The organism is Pseudoalteromonas rubra, assembly GCF_000238295.3.
GTDB classification, from domain to species: Bacteria; Pseudomonadota; Gammaproteobacteria; order Enterobacterales; family Alteromonadaceae; genus Pseudoalteromonas; species Pseudoalteromonas rubra.
On record NZ_AHCD03000044.1, the window covers coordinates 391,712 to 413,014 of the forward strand.

The following is a 21,303-nucleotide window of genomic DNA, read 5'->3' on the forward strand; positions in this document are numbered from 1 at the left end:
GTCTCGAGTAAAAAACCTGATTTTCCTGATTATCTGACTGGAAGAATGCGGACCATTTGTCCTGGCCGAAGAAGTTTTGCTAGCACTGTGGTCACTGATTTGGATAAAAATGACATTTTTCATAATGGGATATTAAATATTGTATACAATTTACCGTTGAGCTATAGTCGTACCGATCTTCAATAAAAAGCAATAAATAACAACAGGAAATTCGGTATGTTAAATTTTCGTAAGTCAGCGGTGGCGCTGTGCGTTTCTATGGGTTGTGCTGTTCCGGTTTATGCCGAGCAGCAAGCATCTGAAAATCAGGACATGGATGTGGTTGAAGTAACAGGCTCACGGATAAAGCGTGCAGATCTTGAAGGGGCGTCTCCTTTGGTGACCATTACGGCCGAAGACATTCAGATGCAGGGTCATGCCAATGTCTTTGATGCGCTGAGCGCAATTTCGTCAAACAGTGGTATTTTCATTGGTGAAGCTAATTCCAATAACTTCAATGCCAATGCCCAGGCGCTCAATTTACGGGGATTTGGTTCCTCTTATTCCCTGGTGTTAATCAATGGTCGTCGCATTCCTGTATTGCCTAAACCCTCAGGCACCGTGAGTGGCAACGTCACAAACTTGGCTACAATTCCCAGCGATGCGGTCAAGCGGATTGAAATTCTCAGCGGTGGTGCCTCTGCCATTTATGGTTCGGATGCGGTGACCGGGGTGGTCAATGTGATTTTAAAGGATGATGTGGATGAATCCACCTTAACATATCGTCGGGGCGATACCAAAGATGGAGGGGGCGCTTCAAACAAGCTGAGCTTTACAACCGGTGGGTCTTTTGGTGATACCAATTTTACCCTGGGTCTGGAACTTGACCAACGAAAGCCCATTCATGGTGATGACAGGGGCTGGTTTGATGAACCAACGGATGGCCCGGATGAAACCCGCCATGGCCTTACTCAGGTTATGTCTTACTGGGCCCGATATCAGCCGGACCCCTACATGCTAATCGACATTGAAGATAAGTGCGCAGCAGTCGGGTATGAAGCGGTGTACAACGTCAATCGCACGCCGTTCAAGCAAACTGGCTCAGACACGGATACGCCCCATTACTGTGGTGATAATACCTATGAGACTTACACCGTCAGGAATGACAGGGACCGCAGTTCTATGTTTTTGCACCTGGATCATGACTTGAATGCTGATACATCTCTGTATGCGGATATCATTGCGATGAAATCCGAGGGGGAGGCAGGGATTTACCGATATAGCTTCAAAGCGGATTACGACGTGCGAGGTGAGTTAGCCGATGGGGATTCCTGGCTGGGCAGCCGTCATTTTTATCGCACTTTCAGAAGCCACGAAGTACCCACGTCCAATCAGGTTTTTGATGAAACATCTCTGACTTTTATCACCGGGATCCGCGGTGTGATCGCGGGCGAGTATGATTACAGTGTGAGTTTTTCTGGCGGTCAGTATGATTATGAAGACAGTGTCGTGCGTTTTGATGATCAAAAGATGCTGGCAAAAATTTTTGGCGAAAAAGGCAAAGACTGGGACCAGCCCTGGGAAGGCAGCCGTTGGGTAACGGTAAACGCCAGCCAGCTTAACAGTGACTACACCCCAAAAAATTTCGACATTCTCGGTGAGCTGACGCCAGACATGTTTAACGACGTTACGCACACCTCAGTCGGTAAAGGGGACTCTTCTATGTATAACCTGGCATTTGAGTTGTCGGGCACCCTGATGGAGCTGGATAGCGGGCCTTTGCAGTTCGCGACTGTGGCCGAAGTTATTCAGGAAAGCTATGAGTTTATCACCGATCAGCCAACGGTAGATGGGGATATTTACGGCTGGAGTGGGATCCGGGGTAAAGGAGATCGTGACCACTACGCCATCGGGTTCGAGCTGGCTATCCCGTTGCTGGATGAAAGCAGTGGTGCTGGCAAACTGGATGCAACACTGGCCGCACGCTATGACCATTATGACGATAAATCTGATGTCAATGGTGCTGCAACCTATCAGCTAGGGCTGACCTGGCGACCAATGGAGGAGCTCATGTTACGCACAAACTATGCAACCAGCTTTCGTGCGCCGGATATGCACGTGATGAATGCTGAGCGCAGTTCGTCCTTCGCGTCGGGCACTGATTTTTATGAGTGTGCAACCAAAGAAGGGTTAACCGCCGGACAGGGGTGGAAATTCTGTTCTGAAGATTATAACTCAGGCAGTGTTCGCCGATACACAGAAGGCGACTTATCGCTCAAAGAAGAAACGGGTTACAGTGCCAGCATAGGTATGGTGGCAGACATCACAGATAACTGGTCAATGACCCTGGATTTTTACAAACTTCATCTGGAAAACCAGATTGGCGTGATGACTATGGATGGTTTGTTCCGTTATGAGGCTGAGTGCTTACTGGGCTTTGGTCAGTTTGATAGCAACATAGATAAAAACTCACCTAAGTGTCAGGATGCTCTGTCGCGCGTTCAGCGAGGCGGCCCAAAGGACGGCGTCACCAGTGTGTCGACCATACCGTATAACATTGGTTTCCGCCAACAAACCGGTGTTGATTTCAGTACCAGTTATAAAATTGACACCCATGAATTTGGTACTTTCAAAGCCAAGCTCGACTACAGCCATATTTTTGAATCGCCGTTTCGGTTCCTGCCTGAAGATGAGGTGGAAGACATTCGTGATTTACCCTGGAATAACACGTTCCGGACCAAAACAAACCTGACATTGGGTTGGCATAAAGAAGCAGTGTCAGCCTCTTTGTTCATTAATCGTCTGGGTACTTCGCCGGTTGAAGACGCAGAGCAACCAGAGCGCTATCCGGCCTGGACCACAGTGAACCTGAAAGCGGGCTATGACGTGACCGAAGACATTAGTCTGTCTTTGAGTGTGGTCAATCTGTTCGATAAAAAGCCGCACCAGCATGAATCTGAAAAGTGGTGGCCATTCGCCGATATCAATAAGTACAACCCGGTCGGTATGGAGTATTTCTTACAGGCCAAAGTTCGTTTTTGATCCCTTATTTCCCCCAGCCCACTTGCGCATTGTGCGCAGTGGGCTTTTTTTGGTTTAGGAGACCGTTTATGTTGCAGCGCACACTGGCACTATTATTCAGCTCAAGCTTAATACTGACAGCCTGTCAGAGTCTTCCCGTCGGGAAATCACAGGCAGAGCAACAAAGAGATAGTCAGAAGCTCTATTTACGGGCTGAACAATTCTTGCCGCACAATCTCGCCCCGTTAGTCAAAAACGATAAATTGACTGCAAACTGGCTGGATGAAGGGAGTCGTTTTTGGTTTGTTCAGCAGCACGGCCATGGTCACCGCTTTGTGCTGGTTGATCCGAGCAAGAACACACAGTCTGCGGCGTTTGATCATCAGAAAATTGCCGATGTATTGCGCGCAGAAGGTCTGACCGAGGTGTCAGCAGCGGGACTACCGTTCAAGCAAATTACGCTGAGCGGATCCCGGCTGGCTTTTACTATTGAACAGACGCAATGGTCCTGCACCCTGCCTGCATATACCTGTGATCATCAGGTGCGTGTACAGACCGAAGAACCAGAACAAGGCGTCTCTCCTGATGGGCAGTGGCAAGTGGTGGTCGAAAACCATAATCTGATATTGGTCAATAAGTATTCAGGGGAGCGCACTGCACTCACCCGGGACGGCACTGAGAAGCGCCCTTATGCTGCAACGCACCCAAATCCGGCGCGCAGCTTTAAGGCAGGCACAGACTATCAGCGTGAAGGCGTCTCACTGACGTGGTCCAAAGATAGCCGCTATCTAATCACTTATCAGCTGGATCGCAGTGGTACTGACTTATACACTTTGGTTCAGTCTGATCATGAGGCGAGTTTGAGACCGAAAACGGTCCGTTATTACTATCCTTCAGCCGGGCAAGAGACGTTACCACAAGCCAGCCTGGTGCTGGTGGACACCGATAAGAAAAAGGCTATCAAGCTGGATGCTCCGCCTGTGATGCAGACTTACTATGGCAGCGCACTGTGGGGCTGGTGGCAAGACAATGGTCGCTATGTGTATCATGACCGTCGCCGGGGCAATCGTCAGTATTTTATGCGCGAAGTGGATCCGCACACGGCTAAGGTGCGGGTTTTGGTTGAAGAGCGTGACGATAAATATATTGATCCCTGGGTACAAACATATTGGGCATTGCCGGAGCTGGATGCTTTTATCTGGAGCTCGCAACGCAGTGGTTATCAGCACCTGTACTTGTACCAGGCCAGCAGCGGCGCATTACTGAATCCGATCACGCAAGGTGAGATGACGATAAGGGTGATCCGAGGCATAGATACCGAGCGCAAGCAGCTGTACTTTGAAGCGTCCGGGAGAGAGCCTGACAGGGATCCCTATTTCCGACATTTATACCGGGTTAACCTGGATGGCAGCGACCTGACTCTGCTCACTCCAGAGCCTGCTGAACATGATACGCGATTGTCTCCCGATTTTAACTATGTGATAGACACCTATTCGACGGCGTCACAGGCACCTGTGACTGTGCTGCGAGATAGCCGCACGGGGAAAGTGGTGAGAGAAATTCAACGGGCGGATATCAGTGATTTGCAGGCGACAGGCTGGCGTCCGCCGCAATCATTTGAGGTGCTGGCTGCGGATGGTAAAACGTCGCTGTATGGCTTAATGTACTTGCCATCCAACTTTGATCCCAACAAGCGTTATCCGGTCATTGATGACATTTATACCGGACCACATAACTTCTTTACACCTAAATCTTTTAATACCTATTCACGTCAGGCCAATGCGCTGGCTGAACTGGGTTTTGTGGTGATCAAAATGGATGGGCGGGGCACCAATAAACGCGGCCGGGCATTCCATGAGTATTCATTTAAGAACCTCGGTGGGGGCGCGGACGATCATGTGGCGGCCATTCGTCAGTTGGCACAGCAACATGCTTTCATAGACAGTGATCGGGTCGGGATTTTTGGTTTTAGTGCCGGTGGTTATGATACTGCGCATGCGTTGTTTAAATATCCGGATTTCTTTAAGGTTGGTGTCGCGGCGTCGGGAAATCATGATTTCCGGGTCGATAAAGCGGGCTGGAATGAAATCTGGATGGGTTATCCAGTGACACCAGAGTGGGATGAGCAGTCTAATCTGACCTGGGCAAAGTACCTGCAAGGGAAACTGTTATTGGCTCACGGCGAGTTGGACACCAATGTACATCCTGCTGCGACCATGCAGCTGGTCTCTGCGCTGATAAAAGCGGATAAGCAGTTTGACCTGATGATTTATCCCAATATGGGCCATGTACTCGACGAGCATCCGCATTTTGTGCGTCTGCGTTGGGATTATTTTTTACGCCATCTTAAAGGTATTGAGCCAATCAAACACTGATGAAAGCCTGGGCGCAGTACAACCTGGGCTTTGACTATATACCGCTCACAGCGTTACTTTAGTTAGCTCAGGTTGCTGTAAGTTCAGCACATTACTCAGGAGCGTAAAAATGGAAGTTTTGATAGCACAAGAAACTGAGCTACATCAGTATGAGACCCGGCAAAATCGTGATGCCATTGAGCGTCTGTTGCATGCTGACTTTGCGGAAGTTGGCATGTCGGGCACCAGCTACAACTTTGATTCCATTGTTGCCATGATGGACGAGGAATCGCCTACTCAGCTGCGTGTACACGCGCAGAATTACAGTTGTGACAAGCTGGCACCGGATGTGTACCTGTTGCGTTATCAATGCGCATTGGTTGGCCAACATGGAGCAGTCAGCGAGTTTGCAAAGCGCTGCTCCATTTGGGTGTTGGCACAGGGCCGGTGGCAGCTTAAATATCATCAGGGCACGGCTTGCGCGCCCTTTGCGTTGGTTTAATGATTATCTGCCTTCACTGATCCAGCCTTTGACCCAGGTACCGGCCTCTTTGAGCTGGCTGTCGACAAAGTTCTGAGTGTTACAGGTACCGCGTTGCCAGACTGCTCCGCTGCGGAAATCGTCGGAATAATTCCAGTTGGTCCAGCTGATTTTTTTGCGTTTCATCAGGTCGATATACTTCTGTGAGCTGATTGGATCATTCGGGCCATCGCCATCGTAGTTTTGCGTGCCCCACTCACTGACAAACACGGGTAGTACATCAGAGGCCTGATCGAGTACGGAGCGATGATAGTCTTTGTGTGATGCCGCGTAAAAGTGGAAGGTGTACATGATATTGTCGAACGGTACCGGATCGTTCAGTACCTCCTGCACACTGCCGCCAGTCGATGCGCCAAACGTAGACCAGCCATGGGTGCCGATCAGGATCAATGCGTCAGGCTGGATAGCCCGGATAACCGGGATGATTTGCTCGCTGTAGTGGCGCACTTCAGGCCAGCTTACATTGTTGGGCTCATTGGCGATGTCGTAAATCACGTTGTTGCGGTTTTTGTTGGCAGTGACTATGTCAGTAAAGAACTGCTTAGCCAGGTCAAGGTTATAGTTTGGGTCGCCCGGATTTAGCTGATGCCAGTCCACCAGAACATATAATCCACGCTGACTGGCCATGTCGATCAGGGTGTTCATCTGTTGGGTAAACCCGGCCGGATCGGTTTCATAACCGCCTTCCTGCACGTACAGGCTGAGGCGAACAATATCGGCTTGCCAGTCCTGAGCCAGTACATCCAGTGATGCACCAGTTAGACATTTGTTCAGTCCATACCATTGCAGGCCATGACTGCTCATGCCACGTAGCTGAATTTGTTGTTGTTGCTCACTGCACAGTCCGGTGCCGCATACGCTGAGTTTGCCATAACGTTCAACCGGTGTGATTTGATTGCCGGTATCGCAGCGGCCAAGATATTGCCAGGCTGAGCTGCTACCAGGCTCTGAGCGGGTCCACCAGTTTGCGCGATAAAGTTTGCCCTGATGCTGCATTTTGTCATTGGTATTGGCGTGGCTGGGATTGCCTTGCCAGTCTGTTTGTGTCCAGTCGGGGTAAGTATTAACTCCCTGACAGCTTGCTGCATAAGCCTGGCTGACTCCCAGTCCGGCGGTGAGTGAAATAGCGACTAAGTGCTTAAAATTCATAATTTTGCTCCTTTACATGTGTTGGCTCTGTTGATCTGCTTTTTGATAAATAACCTGTAAAATTGTCAACAGACCCTATCCAACATAATGGAAAAACGGGAGGAGCAGCTTAGACTTTAGTCTAGTTTTGATCGTTAAGTATTGTCATTGGATGGAATTGTGTCATCAGCTAGTTTGCAGGTGTATACGGGCGGTGATTAAGGGGCTTTGTCGGTTAAATCGTTTTCTGATATTACTACATGGTTTCACTATGGGAACTAATGCGTTTCTTATTCATCTTTCTTAATAATAAAAACAAGGAATTGCCATGGAACTGTATGGCCGCATGACGTCATTTAACGTCCAGAAAGTGCGCTGGTTACTCGAAGAGCTAGCGGTAAGTTATACCCATATTGAACTCGGTGGTCGTTTTGAATTATGAGCGACTTTAGCGAGTTAACAGCGCGCGAAGCATACTAGCGTATATTGTTAGAAGAGGTATGGCATCTATGGTTTTTATCAGACGTAGTCTTATTCTGTATCCAGGCTTAGTCTTAGTCACGATATTGCTCGGCCTGCTCAGCAGGTCCTCGCTCATTGAGTTGCCCAGGCTGCTCTCTCTTTATGCCGGTGATACCTTGTGGGCAATGATGGTTTTCTGGCTATGTTGCTGCGTGAGGCCAGCTGCACGCACCACTGTGGTTGCTTTGCTGGCTGTAGGGTTTGCCTTTTCGATTGAGTTTTCTCAGCTTTATCAGGCTCAATGGCTTAACGATATCCGTCATACACGCCTAGGCGCACTGGTGCTGGGCTTTGGCTTTAAAGTCAGTGATCTGGTGTGTTATACGCTGGGGATCCTGATGGCAGTCGGCCTGGATAAACACATCCTTGCGCGTCAAAAGCCAGGCTAACAAGATATCCGTTAAACCGCTTCGCTTATTTTTGTTGAAACCGACGTGCTGGTTGTTTTCTCAGATAGTCGATTTATGAGCAAATGCCGTTCATTTATTCCTCGACTTGATAACAAAAAATTACTTGTCTTTTTGGCTTACCTTCGGGGCGTGTAAAAAAAGCTTAAATTGCGCATATTTCGGGGACTATTTTGTGCTTTACGGCATGATGAATAATCATTTCTTCACTTTTTCTGATATAGTTTTGCGCTTACGATAGAGCCATGAACGATTCACAAAGGCAAATTTCAATGAATGAAGCTCAATACGATTATCTGATTGTCGGTGCAGGCCTGTTTGGTGCTGTATTCGCCAGAGAAGCAACCGATCAGGGTAAGAAAGTCCTGGTGATAGATAAGCGCGACCATACTGGTGGTAATATCTACTGTGAACAGGTTGAAGGGATTAACGTACATAAGTACGGTGCACATATTTTTCATACCAGCAACCAGCAGGTGTGGGATTACGTAAATCGTTACGTGACATTCAATCACTATGTCAACTCGCCGGTTGCCAGACACGAAGACAAGCTTTATAACCTGCCTTTTAATATGAATACCTTTTATCAGCTGTGGGGCGTGACCACACCAAAAGAGGCAAAAGAGAAAATCGCTGAAGCGCGTGCGCCGTATGCTGACCTGACACCGCAAAACCTCGAAGAACAGGCATTGTACTTGGGTGGTCGCGATCTCTACGAAAAGCTCATCAAAGGGTATACCGAAAAGCAATGGGGTCGACCGGCCACTGAAATCCCGGCATTTATTATCAAACGTCTGCCATTCAGGTTTACCTTCGACAACAACTACTTTAACGACCGTTATCAGGGGATCCCGATCGGCGGTTACAATGCCCTGACTGACGCCTTGTTTGAAGGTGTGGAAGTCAGAACGGGTGTGAACTACTTTGAAGATGCTGAAAACCTCAACAAGCTGGCAGACAAAGTATTGTACACAGGTAAAATTGATGAGTTCTTTGACTGTCAGTTTGGCAAGCTAGAATATCGCAGCCTGCATTTTGAAACAGAGGTGCTGGATGAGGAAAACTACCAGGGCAATGCAGTGGTGAACTACACCGAGCGCGATGTGCCGTATACGCGTATTCTGGAGCATAAGCACTTTGAGTTTGGTACGCAGGAAAAAACCGTTGTCACCAAAGAATATCCGCATGAGTTCAGTAAAGACAACGAACCTTACTACCCAATTAACGACGAAACTAATAATGCACTGTTAGCACGTTATCAGGAGCTGGCAAAAACAGCCCCGTATGCTGATAAGTTTATTTTTGGTGGTCGTCTTGCCGACTATAAATATTATGATATGGACGACACCATAGAAGCAGCACTGGCATTAACGAGCAAGGAATTGGCATAACATCATGAGTCGTAAAGTTTATATCGCAAGAAATTACCGCTCTAAGTTTGATGCAGCCGGTAAGGCAAAGATGGACTGTGAGACTATTTTGCAGAATAACGGCTGGCAAAATATCGGCTTTAAGCAGACCTGGATTGCAAACTCTATACTGGGTACGCTGATCAGTGCGTTGGGCGTAAGCTGGGCGCTGTTGAGACTGAAGTCGGGCAGTACGGTGTGTTTGCAGTACCCGTTTAACAAGTTTTACGGTTACTGTTTATGGGGCGCAAAACTGAAAAACAGTAAAGTGCTGACACTGGTGCACGACGTGCGCAGCCTTAAAGGTAAGTACGGCCACTCAGAGAAAGAAATCAATATGCTCAATAAATCAGATCAGTTGATTGTGCATAACGACAAAATGCGCGCCTGGTTTGAAGAGCAGAACATCCAAGCTGAGATTACCAACATCGAAGCGTTCGACTATCTGCATAGCGATAACCCGAATGCCCAGCGTACACCAACCGACTATGATCAGATTCGGGTGGTGTTTGCCGGTAACATGGGTCCATTTGTATATGAGCTGGATGGGCTGGAGCGCGGCAACTTTAAGTTTGACCTGTATGGTGTTGGTTATGATGAGAAGAAAGTCAAAAACATCAACAATACGATACTGGACTATAAAGGGTGTTTCCCGTCGGACAAGGTGATCGATCATATCGACGGAGACTTTGGTCTGGTTTGGTATGGCAACACGCTCGATACCTGTGATGGCGTGACGGGTCAGTACCTTAAGTACAATAACCCACATAAACTGTCTTTGTACTTGTTGTGTGACATGCCTATCATCATCTGGGACAAGGCAGCCATGGCTGACTTTGTTGAGGAGCAGGGGATTGGTTTTAAAGTCAGCTCGTTACGTGACATCAAAACGCGCCTTGCGGAGCTGACACCTGAACAAATCGACCAGATGAAGCAGAATGTGCAAAGAGTTAAAGCGGATGTGCAATCGGGTCAGTACCTGACTCGTGCTCTGGACAGACTGGTTTAACGAACGCTCAGATTCATAACTATGGCCAGGTGGCAGGCTTAATACGCCGACCCCTGGCCTGATCGCTTAGCGGCGTCGCCTGCGTAGCAACAAGCACAATCCACTCAGCATTGCCCATGGGCCGAACGAGCCTGAGCTGTTGTCGTCTTTATCGTCATCACCGCCATCGTCGGGATTGGGATTGGCTTTAACAGTCACCGTTACGGTTGCATAGTCGCTGCCTCCTTGTCCGTCTTCGATATCATAACGAAAGACTTCAGTGCCGGAAAAATCATCTTGTGGTGTATACACTAACCGATTATTGCTGATGGTCACCTGGCCTGCACCACGATAATCCACGCTACTTATCTTCAGCGTATCACCATCCACATCCTGGTCGTTCTCGATTACAGTGAGCGCATTATTTTGCGATGCAAAGTCAACGCTGTATGTGTCATTGTTCGCCTCAGGGGCATCATTGACTGGTGTTACTGTGACGGTGAGTGTGTAAGGCGCACTGGTGAGTGTGCCGCTGGTTACCGTTACCGGCACACTGAGTTTGCCATGAAAGTGCGGAGCAGGTGTGAGTGTTGTACCCGTGACCTGGTAGTGTGCGCCACTGGCTAAAGTGATTGCGTCTATGGTCATTGTTTGTGCCAGGATCAGATCATCCGGTTTTATCTGCAAGCTGCCATCTTCGTCGAGGCTAAGCGGTTTTTGCCCTGTGATCTCAGGCGTTGTGTCACCAGCAGACTCGCTATTGATACTGAAGTTACCCTGGTTGATTGCGAAGAAGATGTTGTCATGGCATTTGACCTGAATGCGGGCCTGCTCGGTGCGGATATTGCCGAGTTGCACTTCATATTGACCGGAATTAGGTACTTGCTTTGCCAACTCGGTTGCAAATGTCTGGCCGCCGTCTTCGGAAAGTAAAATATCGACATTTTCGCACGATACCGGGGCGTTTTCTGTGTCGGCAGTGTGCCATTTCACTATCTGTGTGTTGCCACGCCATTGGCTCGACCCGTCTGGTAGGGTCACGGCAAATCCCTGCTCATTGCCAATGACGGCGATTTTCACCGCATCATCACTCACGCCACCCTGACCATCCCTGACAACCAGGCGAAAGTTAAGCGCTCTGGTCGTGGTGGCATAGGCTTCGCCAAAACTTGGTTGACCTGACAAGATATCTGCCATTTTTGGCAATGTGCGTTGTGGCGTGTTGTTTGGATTAAAAGTCCTGAACAGCGGTCTTTTACCATCATCAATACTGTCCTGGGCTTTGTCCGCAGACGCCTCGCCCAGGTCAAACTGATGCCAACTGTAGCTGAGCGTATCTTGTTCTTTGTCTGTAGCAGTCCCGCTTAAAGTAAAAGGCGTGCGCGCCGGAATAGTGCGATCTGCGCCGGCGTTCACTTGTGGTTTGACGTTGCTGCGTTCAGTATGAACCCCACAGTTTTTACCCGATGATAGCCGCGCATAGCGGTTCATTTGGTCCAGAGAATGGATATGAAAATAAGGGTCGGAATTGGCTTGCAGATCCTGCTCATCGCAAATGCCGGTGTAACCCATGATGGTTGACCCACTGGCCGGCTCGTAGGCACTTCCTGGCGCGCGGTTACCACCGCAAGCGCCCGCTTCACCATTAAAGGTGTGATCGGCACCCAGTTGGTGGCCTATTTCGTGCGCAACATAGTCGATATGAAAGGCGTCATTGGTGGGCTCCTCGCTGCCGGTGATCCCTTCCGCTTTGAGTTCGGTGCAAACAACTTCAAACCCGGCAAGGCCGCCACCACCTGTGCCAACCAAATGCCCAATGTCATAGCCATCAGCACCGATCAGGGTATTGATTTGCTCACTTATTTTATCAATATCCTCATCCGTATTGTCGAAAGGATCTGTATTCGGGTCGATAAAGAGCAACTTGTCATTGTCGCCAACCAGTTCAAACTTTATTGCCAGGTCGCGCTCATAAACGTCGTTGATCCGGTTGACCATAGTCACTATGGCTGCCAGTGTTGTTTCTTTGCTGCCACCATGAAAGCGGGCGTATTCACCTGTGGTGGCAATTGCAATACGATAGGTGATCTGCGTGTTTGGCAGCGTGTCGGCTTCATTGTTCTGCTCGGGCTGTGCCAGACGATCAACCATCTGCGCATGTCGGTGATGTTTGCGAGGCGCGTGTTGTTTCAGCGTTTTTTTGTCTGTGGGTTGACTGCTGCCAGTATAGCTGCGGTAGTGGTGTTTGCCCGAGCGTGGTTGTGGATCCAGGTAGATGCGTTGTCCCTGGTAGTTAAAGACACCAAAAAAGCCGTTTGGCCCCAGATCAAATCGTCCGTAGTGCATCGGGTTGTCTTTTTGATGGCCGCTGAATGTTTTTATCTGCGGGAATTTGCTTGCCAGTGCTGGCGCCATGACCTGGTTTGGCTTGAGGACAAATTCAACCAGCTTGCCATCAGGCAGAGGGAGCATCAGAGAGGTTGTTTGCGTGTCACTCAGTAAACTGAGCTGCGCGTGCAGCGCACTTTGGTCCAACAGATATTGACTGTGATGGTTTTGTGGCTTGGCATGGTGTTGTTCCACACTTTGCCAAAGCGGGGAAGCGGCGATTGCGTAGGTGCAGGCGACGTGTGACAGGGCCAGCGCTATTAGGTGTTTTTTCATAATCGTATCCCATTGATGAATTCCAATAGGACTGTAGCGTTTTGTTGCTGGTAGCTGGGTATCTGATTGTCTGCCTTTTGTATCCGGGCTGATACATAGTGCTTGACACGAAAACGAAAAAGGCCGCACGTCTGCGGCCTGAGGTCAGAATCATCATCCCGCTGTCCTTGCCGGATTACTGATTGAAAGCGTAACGCTGTTTGGTCTTTATACCTTAGTATACAGTGACATAATTGACGTTGACTGTTCCTTCGTGAAAGAGCTGGTTGAACTGATGATACTCAACGTCAATTTTAACCATGGCATAGTCGGTTTCCAGTGAGTAATCACCGCCTACTGAACGAGAGAAGGTGCATTCCGCTTGGGCGTACAGATACACGGTGGACGCTGGCTGTACAAAGTAGTTCAGTACATGCTGGTTGCATGACTGAAGTTCATATCCAGTATCCAGAAGCTGACCTTTTATCTCCTGATACTGACGGCCATATTCAATGACTTCATCAACGCTGCTGTATCCAGCCCGGGTCGGTGCCTGTTCAGTTTGGGAGACAGAAGGTGTGGCATTTGCAAGTGCAGTTGTGCTGGCCAGTGAGAGTAAAGAAACAAGTAACGCATTTTTCATAAATAAACTTCCTTTTTGCTATAAAGCGCTGAGATCAGACGTAATAAATCAAGGGTAACCCTTTGCCCAGAATCACAGCAGATGACAATGACGCGGTGCGTGTCACCGCGCCTTTGAACTCATGGTGGTACATTATCATGAAACTTATGTTTCGATAAATAGACGAAATAAAGAAAGTTTTATTTATATATTTTTATTTTCGTGCAATTTTCATTCAATTTAACCTCGATTATTGATTTTTCCTGGCTGTGAGTGTGTGCTTACTACGCTTCTGTTTTGTGTGTATGAATATTTTCATATTGCTGGTTCTTTTTTCTTATTCAGATAACTTAAATATCCGATGTTTGGATAACAATTTGTTTATATTCCTTTGCCTAAGCGTGTTGCTTAACTAAGCTTAAGATCTGTTTTAACCGAAAGCGTAAACGATGAATCAAGATGCCAATCAAAATAACCAGGCGCTAATTTCGGCTGGTTGTGATGCTTAGAGTCAACCACTGTGTTGTGCTTGTCTTATGTATTGTACTGAGCGCAGGCGCAGAGGCTGCACGTTATTCTGTATTGGTGTATCACGGTGCAAATCCACCTTATAACTATTTGGATGGCAGAGAGCAGGCCGGCATATTTAAGGATATGTTTACCCGCCTTGGTGAATTGACGGGACATGAGTTTGAGTTTGTGCCACTGTCGGTTGCGCGCGGGCATAAATCGTTTGAATCGGGTGAAATTGATATTGAGCCAGGGGTCAATCCCAGCTGGCGAAAAAGCTCGCGAGTACCGGGCATTTATAGTATTGACTATGCGTTTTCTCGCGAGGTGGTGTTGGGTCGTGCAGAAGCACGTGCTTATAAAAAGCCTGAGTCCTTTTATGGCAAAGTGATGGGACGCGTACGTGGTTATCGGTATGGGCCGTTTGAGCGCCATTTTGGGGCGGGGAAAATTGCGGTATATGACAATATTTCGGAGCGAGAACTATTGGTACAGCTGGCTCATACCCGATTGGATTATATCATGATTGGCGATGTCACAGCGGCCTACTATATTGCGACCATACCGGCTTACAGAGGCTTTAAAGAAGTTTATGAGATAAGCAAGTTGCCGGTTGCAATGCGCATTCAACCCAAGCATGGTGAGCTCAAGCGAGAGCTTGATCAGGCGTTACAGTTCATGATGGAGCAAGGCGAGATCAGCCAAATCTACCATAAATATGGCATCAAAATGCTGCCTTTCTGAGTCATATTTACCGGTTTATATTCCAGGGGATACGCATGCAAGGAGACGCTGGGATTTTTGCGCCTTAGTCATGACAAAATTGTGTCAAATGTAAGTCAGTCAGTCCGTGTTTTTCTAATTTAAGTCCTTGTTATTTAAAACGTTCCAAACTTACCAAAACGCTTTTGTCTAAATATTTGTGAAATAAATTTCGCGTTTAACTGTAAAACATCTGTTACATTTAAGTGGTTAAAATAAAAACTAATGATGAAGAAGTGACTAAATTTACCACTGGTCCAGCCAGTTGTTTTTTTCATCTCAGCCATTGATCTTTGTGTGTATCTCAGATTATTTCTAGATTGCTTTTTGAGCAATAACCATACAAGGATACAACATGAAAATTACACTTTTGGCTGCTGCTGTATTGTCACTATCAGCAACCGCCGTCTCTGCGAATACACAACAATCGAGCCTGCCTGATATCACTCCTAGCGTTGTGGGTGGTATTGAAACTCCAGCTTATTCAAGGCCATATCAAGTGGCATTATTGATGAATGGCCGTCAGGGCTGTGGTGGTACACTGTTGAGCGAAAATTGGGTGTTAACCGCAGCACACTGTCTTGACAATGCTTCTACAGCCAGTCTGACAGTCCGTGTTGGCGCCCATTCTATCAGCCGTGGTGACGGAGATACTTTGCGTGTATCTCAGATTATTATGCATGAAAACTGGCGAGGTGCGAACGGTATCCGCTCCGGCTATGATATTGCCGTACTGCGCCTGGCAACGCCTGCTGCAAGCAAATACACCCCGGCTAAGTTACCAACACAGTCCATTGCGGATCAGTATGCCGGCGTTGGCGCTTACCCGACGGTATCAGGTTGGGGATTAACCTCTAACCGCGGTCGTCCGAGTGACGTGCTGCGCGAAGCTCAGCTACCTGTGATCTCCAATGCAAGTTGTAGCAGTCAGCTTAACTTTAACATTCCCAGTTCTGTCATTTGTGGTGGCGGCGAAGGTGGTCGTTCAGCCTGTAATGGTGACAGCGGTGGTCCTTATGCGGTCCGTGTTGGTAACGATTTCTACAGCATAGGTACTGTGAGCTGGGGTATTGCCTGCTCTGGCGCGACAGCATTTACTCGTACAACCAGCTACCTAGATTGGATTGAGCGTAAAACGGGTCTGAGCCCGGATAACCCGACGGATGAAAAACCAGTTGCTGATTTTAGTGCGTCGGTTTCTGGCATGACAGTGAGCTTTGCGAATCGCGCGACAGATGACAATGGCATCACAGCTTATGACTGGAACTTTGGTGATGGCAACCGCTCAAGCGCAGCAAACCCACGTCATACCTATGCCGCGGATGGAAGTTACAATGTGACGCTTACCGTGACTGATACTGCACAGCAGACATCCAGCGTGTCTCAGGTTGTGTCCATTGGCGAGCCGCCTGTGTGTGATGTATCACCCTGGGATCGTGCCACCTCTTATGCATTAGGTGACAAAGTGTCTTATCAGGGCAATATCTATGAGGCCATCTGGTGGTCTTCTGGTGCTCAGCCGGATCTATACCCGAATGTCTGGAAGAAACTGGATAGCTGCGGTGGCAATGGTGATCCGGCGCCGGTTGCAGGTTTCACTGTAGCTCAGTCAGGCTTGAGTGTTACTTTGACTAATACCAGCACAGACAATGGTCAAATCGTATCAAGCCAGTGGCAGTTTGGTGATGGTCAGAGTTCATCTCAGTCTTCTGTGACGCATACCTATGCAGCTGCGGGTACCTACACAATCCGCCTGACTGTGACAGATGATCAGGGTCAAAACAGCACCCTTTCGAAACAGGTGACCGTTGGTGGTGACAACAACTGTCAGGGTATTCCTAGCTGGAGTCCTGGCACAGTGTACAACACAGGTGATCTGGTTGCTAAAGGTGGTCAGGTATATGAAGCCCAGTGGTGGGTGCAGGGTGAAGATCCAGCCCAGTCAGGTCCTTGGGGTCCATGGAAATCTGTAGGCACCTGTAACTAGTCGCTTTTTTGCTCAGTCCCGGGTAATCTATCAGAAAGTAAACGGTATACAGAAGATCATGGGACTGAGTCATCAGGCACACAGTGAATTACGCAGACTGGGTGAGCGTGTTAAGAAAGTTTGCCCGCCATATTGGGTGTCATCGCTCAACCAGTCAGCGTTTATTTAATGCATACAAGGCCAAGTCTGGCGAACAGGTACTCTACCACTTACCCGGGCAACAGGCGCTGAGCGTGCTGGGTGAGCAGCTGACAGGGCATATCCCCTGTGATTTGATAGTGCAGTGGCGTCAGGTGAGTGAGCGCTTTTCTGCAACCATTCCTCAGTATGCAAGAAGTCATGCAGAGCTAAAACGATTACTGGACAATCGGCAAGAGGACAAAGTGAAAGCTCGGGATGTACATCTCTCTGGTGAGGATAAGCGGGCTCAGTTGTATTACGCGGCCAAGTCGCTGCTTGGTATGAGTATGGAAGAGATTTTTTGTGCCTATGTGCTAACCCGGGGCAAAGGGCGTGAGGGGTTTTTGCAGGAAGTGGCCATGATCAGCAAATCGCAGATCAAGCGCGAGACCGGCGCCGCACCTTTCGTGCAGTTTTACACCCACCCGCACAATGATGACTTTATCGCCCCTTTGAATATAGATGCCAGTTGTCGTGTTGAATCAAAACGTTTCAGTATCGGCATTGCGCAAGAGCTATCAACGCCCGGGCTGCACCAGGCCTTTGCCAGTTATTCACCCGGTAACAGCGGGTTGGTATTTGACCCCATTGCGGACCATGATCGTTTTGATGCAACTTTTATTTTTAATAATCCGGATGAGCTGGTTGACCCGTTAAGCCACGACAGTCAGTGTAGCTCTACCAGTATTTCGATTAAAAATCCGGCCAAAAAGTTGCGCTTACTGGTATTGATAGAAAAACAGTTGGATCGCCACAGCTGCGTGAATGTCGGTTGTTATCATGGCAACCAAAAAGTGGAAGAAGGAAAGCTCAGCGTAGAGGATATGTGGACCGAGCGCCTGCCTGAATTTCCAGAACTACGTTTGATTGATTTAAATGCTGGCGCGCAGGCATTGCACTGGGATACAGTGCAACAGCAAAAGCTTGATTATCTGTTCCGCTACGCCAGCCTTGACCCTGCTAACTACCGCTGTTATCTGATGGAAGTGGACTATCCAATCTGGTCCAGCACTTATCGTATTTACTTCGAACATCAGTGAGTGACTTTGAACAATTGCTGCGTGCATTCTATAGTTTCAGGAGATAAGCAAAAGCGGAACGGGTGATGTTACGAGCGATGATTGGCCTGTGGATGATGCTGTTCCCGGTGACATTATGGGCTGCTACACCCAGTGAGGTGATTGATAAACTTCAGGAAGCTGAAGACTACCTGACGGTAGACCCGGCAACGACCTTAGTGTTGCTGGAGCAGCTTGATAATGTTCAGCAGTTGCCGACCTCTTTGTTTTTACGCTGGCACTTCATTCGCATGCGTGCAGCCGTGCCGACCCATCAACTGACACAGATGGAATATTCTCTGGAGGCCGTTTTTTCCCACCATAATCACCCGTACTTTATCGAAAAACTTCCCACCGCATTGAGTGCGCTGGGTATTTGGTTACGTCGCCATAATTACCTTAATGATGCCAGGCTGAGCCTGGAGTGTGCCTATCAGTACGCTCAGTCGGAGCAGCAGAAGTTAGTACTGACTAATAGTTTGGCGTTGGTTTCACGTCAACTTGGTGATTATGCCAAAGCCAGACGCTTGTATGGCAGGGCGATGAGTATTGCTGATAAGGCCGGTATTACATCAAAAAATGGCATAATCAATAATAATCTAGGGATCATAGCATTAGAGTTGGGTGAAGTTGCAGAGGCTGAGCGGCAGTTTCGAAAAGCGCTTGCCAGTTATCAGGAAATAGATAAACGTTCCGGACAGATCTCTGCGGGGGTGAATCTGTTATTTGCTTTTATTATCCAGGAGCAACTGCTGAATTATCAGCGTTTGTACGGGCCTACTTCCAGACTGACCGCGTCCTTTCCCAACGAAACCAAGCAGGCCATGTTACTTTGGGTTAATGCCCGGTTTATGCAGCTTGAAGGTCATCCGGTCAGTCAGCAGAGTAAAAACAGTCTGAAACTGGCGTACACCCAGCTTCAGGATGACAATATACGTCGGCTGGTATTTCAGCACCTGGCAAAGCCCATGGGTGTTGAAGTTAATTTGCCAAAGCCGGTGATAGTCAGAGAGTTTGAGCGTAGCTGGTATCAGGTGGTTAAAGCCTGTAACTGGTAAGTCTATCGCTGCCATTACCCAGCAAATTTGTACCCTACGCCATAGACAGATGTAATGGGGGTCTGATCAGGTGCAATGGTGCTGAGTTTTTTACGAATATTTTTGACATGGGTATCTATATTGCGGTCGACAATGTCGTCATTGTCGGGGTAGAGATGTTCAATGAGCTGGGCACGCGAAAAGACCTGTTGTGGATGACTAAGCAGCAAAGTCAGTAACTTAAACTCACTGGGCGTCAATTCCAATGGCTGAGCCCGATAACTGGCGGTGAACTGAGCCGCGCTGACAATGAAGTCTCCCGCTTTGAGCTCGTCTTGCTGCCTGGGTGCAAAGCGACGCAGCACCGCCTTAACCCTGGCCATAACTTCCCGGGGACTGAAAGGCTTGCAAATGTAGTCATCTGCCCCCAACTCCAGGCCAAGCAACCGATCAATTTCATCTTTTTTGGCGGTGATCATGATCATAGGTATGTCGCTGAATTGACGGACCTGACGGCAAATACTGAGTCCGTCTTCACCCGGTAACATCAGATCCAGCAGCACGAGATCGACCTGATGGTGTTGCAGGAATGCGACCACACCATCACCACGTTCCAGGTGTGTGACGTTATATCCCTCAGCCCTGGCATAGGCGATAAGTACGTCGGCAATATTGGCTTCGTCTTCAACAATCAGCAAATGCAACTTGTTCATTATGGGTTCTCTTGTTGTTGATAGGGCAGGCTGAGAGTGACACAGAGCCCGCCCAGAGAAGAATCACTTAGTGCGATGCTGCCCTGGTGTGCTTCTATTATGGTTTTGCACAAAGCCAGTCCGAGTCCGCTGCCACCATACAGGCGACTTCGGGATGGTTCGACCCGATAAAAACGCTCAAACAATCTGACTTTTTGTTCGTCAGAAACACCCGGAGCCGAATCTTCGATGCGGATGATCACCCGACTGGCCTCATGACCAATCACGACCCTTATCTGGCCACCGGCATCTGTGTAGCGTCTGGCATTTTCTATCAGGTTAGCGAATAGCTGGCACAGACGTTCTTTATCTGCCACAACGGTTCGAGGCGCGAGCGTCATAGCATGTGTCAGTGCACTCACATCTAAAGTAATAGCGCGTTCTGCAATTTTACTTTCAAGCCCCTGAATAGTTTGCATAAGAAGAGGCAAAGGGTCAATTTCGGCCATGCTGTAACGGTAGCCACCCACATCTGCGCTGGTGAGCTGATACAGGTCGTCGACCAGTCGGCTGAGATTATCGACCTCGCTCAGTAACAATGCTGTTTTGTCGGCATCCATAGTAAAGACGCCATCTTCGATGGCTGTAAGCTGAGTTTTGAGTACGGTCAGTGGGGTGCGTAACTCATGGGAGGTGTCAGACATCCATTGACGACGGCTTGTCTCGTTATCTTCGAGGATCTGTGCCAGCTGATCAATGCGCCTTGCCAGTATCGCCAGTTCATCACTGCCGGTTTGGTTCGCCCGGCTGCTGAAATCCCCTAGCATCAGCTTGTCGGTGCATTGCATGAGTCTTTGAATGGGCCTGCTGAGTTGTTTTGAGACGAGCCAGGCCATCAGCAGCGCCAGTAACAGTGCCGACAAGGCAATCCACAGGTAATTGCTCAGTTGCTGGCTAATAAATTCGTCATTGCTTATCTGTTTACTGGCTGCGGGTTCACTGATGCGGACAGGATCCCAGCCAAGCCAGCCAATGAGCTGGCCATTGAGCTTCAGAGCTTGCTGGTAGCGGTTGCTTTGTAATGTGGGCTTACCCTCAATGCGCTGCTTGTTGTTGTCATATAGGCTGATCCGTTTGCCGGTATCAAAGTAGCGGCGGTCACCATGCTGGGCCGGGTTAAACGCTTTGTCATGGCGACCGTCACTGTGTTGTTGTGTTTGTTGCGGCTGCATCAGCTGCTGCCACAAGCGGCGATTGTGGCGTAACTTTTGCCAGCTGCCTTCGCGTTGATAAAAAGCCAGCAAACGCGCACGAGTTTGCTCAATATGACTTTCTTCGCTGCGCTCAACCAAGGTCGCAAAGTCGCTGGTCAGGCTGCCCGCCGTTAACCCTAGCTGGATGGCAATGATTGCCAGGTTGGTGAGCACGATGGCCAGAAACAGTTTGGCGAAAAGGTTCAAATG

16 protein-coding genes are annotated in these 21,303 nt (G+C 48.6%); 11 read left to right on the top strand and 5 right to left on the bottom strand.

What is annotated here, in order from left to right; translation table 11 throughout:
* The first annotated feature begins 216 nt into the window (after positions 1-216).
* The 3 genes from PRUB_RS22690 to PRUB_RS22700 all read left to right on the top strand — a co-directional run bounded on the left by PRUB_RS22690 (position 217) and on the right by PRUB_RS22700 (position 5,856).
* Positions 217-3,021, top strand: a complete 2,805-nt coding sequence (locus PRUB_RS22690; protein ID WP_010379960.1) for a TonB-dependent receptor plug domain-containing protein — start codon at positions 217-219, stop codon at positions 3,019-3,021.
* Between the two features lie 68 nt (positions 3,022-3,089).
* Positions 3,090-5,375: a S9 family peptidase gene (locus PRUB_RS22695; RefSeq protein ID WP_021032674.1), complete on the top strand. Its 2,286-nt coding sequence runs from the start codon at positions 3,090-3,092 to the stop codon at positions 5,373-5,375.
* A gap of 109 nt (positions 5,376-5,484) precedes the next feature.
* Positions 5,485-5,856 (top strand): nuclear transport factor 2 family protein, encoded by a 372-nt coding sequence (locus PRUB_RS22700; protein WP_010379963.1) that lies wholly within the window; start codon positions 5,485-5,487, stop codon positions 5,854-5,856.
* Between the two features lie 3 nt (positions 5,857-5,859).
* Here PRUB_RS22700 and PRUB_RS22705 read toward each other — a convergent pair whose 3' ends face one another.
* Entirely contained in the window at positions 5,860-7,044 is a 1,185-nt protein-coding gene (locus tag PRUB_RS22705; protein WP_010379964.1) for a cellulase family glycosylhydrolase, read from the bottom strand.
* Between the two features lie 307 nt (positions 7,045-7,351).
* Here PRUB_RS22705 and PRUB_RS22710 point away from each other — a divergent pair, with 307 nt between their 5' ends.
* The 4 genes from PRUB_RS22710 (at position 7,352) to PRUB_RS22725 (ending at position 10,370) form a co-directional block, all read left to right on the top strand.
* Entirely contained in the window at positions 7,352-7,465 is a 114-nt protein-coding gene (locus PRUB_RS22710) for a glutathione S-transferase N-terminal domain-containing protein (RefSeq protein ID WP_010379965.1), read from the top strand.
* Between the two features lie 67 nt (positions 7,466-7,532).
* The gene (locus tag PRUB_RS22715; RefSeq protein WP_010379966.1) at positions 7,533-7,934 is read left to right on the top strand and encodes a ribosomal maturation YjgA family protein; all 402 of its coding nucleotides are present in this window, start codon (positions 7,533-7,535) and stop codon (positions 7,932-7,934) included.
* Between the two features lie 290 nt (positions 7,935-8,224).
* The gene (glf, locus tag PRUB_RS22720) at positions 8,225-9,343 is read left to right on the top strand and encodes a UDP-galactopyranose mutase (RefSeq protein ID WP_010379967.1); all 1,119 of its coding nucleotides are present in this window, start codon (positions 8,225-8,227) and stop codon (positions 9,341-9,343) included.
* Between the two features lie 4 nt (positions 9,344-9,347).
* Positions 9,348-10,370, top strand: a complete 1,023-nt coding sequence (locus tag PRUB_RS22725) for a glycosyltransferase (protein ID WP_010379968.1) — start codon at positions 9,348-9,350, stop codon at positions 10,368-10,370.
* Positions 10,371-10,436: 66 nt separating this feature from the next.
* On the opposite strand, the gene PRUB_RS22730 is transcribed toward PRUB_RS22725, so the two are convergent.
* Entirely contained in the window at positions 10,437-13,013 is a 2,577-nt protein-coding gene (locus PRUB_RS22730; protein ID WP_010379969.1) for a reprolysin-like metallopeptidase, read from the bottom strand.
* Between the two features lie 214 nt (positions 13,014-13,227).
* Positions 13,228-13,635, bottom strand: a complete 408-nt coding sequence (locus tag PRUB_RS22735) for a hypothetical protein (protein WP_010379970.1) — start codon at positions 13,633-13,635, stop codon at positions 13,228-13,230.
* Positions 13,636-14,115: 480 nt separating this feature from the next.
* Between PRUB_RS22735 and PRUB_RS22740 the strand changes: the two genes are divergently transcribed.
* From PRUB_RS22740 to PRUB_RS22755, 4 genes are all read left to right on the top strand, one after another.
* Positions 14,116-14,868, top strand: a complete 753-nt coding sequence (locus PRUB_RS22740) for a substrate-binding periplasmic protein (protein ID WP_010379971.1) — start codon at positions 14,116-14,118, stop codon at positions 14,866-14,868.
* A gap of 373 nt (positions 14,869-15,241) precedes the next feature.
* Positions 15,242-16,873 carry a trypsin-like serine protease gene (locus PRUB_RS22745; protein WP_010379972.1) on the top strand — a complete coding sequence of 544 codons (1,632 nt, stop codon included), beginning with the start codon at positions 15,242-15,244 and terminating at the stop codon, positions 16,871-16,873.
* 83 nt (positions 16,874-16,956) lie between these two features.
* Positions 16,957-18,093, top strand: coding sequence for a hypothetical protein (locus PRUB_RS22750; protein WP_198452417.1), 1,137 nt, complete (start codon positions 16,957-16,959; stop codon positions 18,091-18,093).
* Positions 18,094-18,158: 65 nt separating this feature from the next.
* Positions 18,159-19,169, top strand: coding sequence for a tetratricopeptide repeat protein (locus tag PRUB_RS22755; RefSeq protein WP_010379974.1), 1,011 nt, complete (start codon positions 18,159-18,161; stop codon positions 19,167-19,169).
* Positions 19,170-19,183: 14 nt separating this feature from the next.
* Here PRUB_RS22755 and PRUB_RS22760 read toward each other — a convergent pair whose 3' ends face one another.
* Positions 19,184-19,861, bottom strand: coding sequence for a response regulator (locus PRUB_RS22760; protein WP_010379975.1), 678 nt, complete (start codon positions 19,859-19,861; stop codon positions 19,184-19,186).
* Entirely contained in the window at positions 19,861-21,300 is a 1,440-nt protein-coding gene (locus tag PRUB_RS22765) for an ATP-binding protein (protein ID WP_010379977.1), read from the bottom strand. Before PRUB_RS22765 ends, PRUB_RS22760 begins: the two co-directional genes overlap by 1 nt.
* Positions 21,301-21,303: the final 3 nt, after the last annotated feature.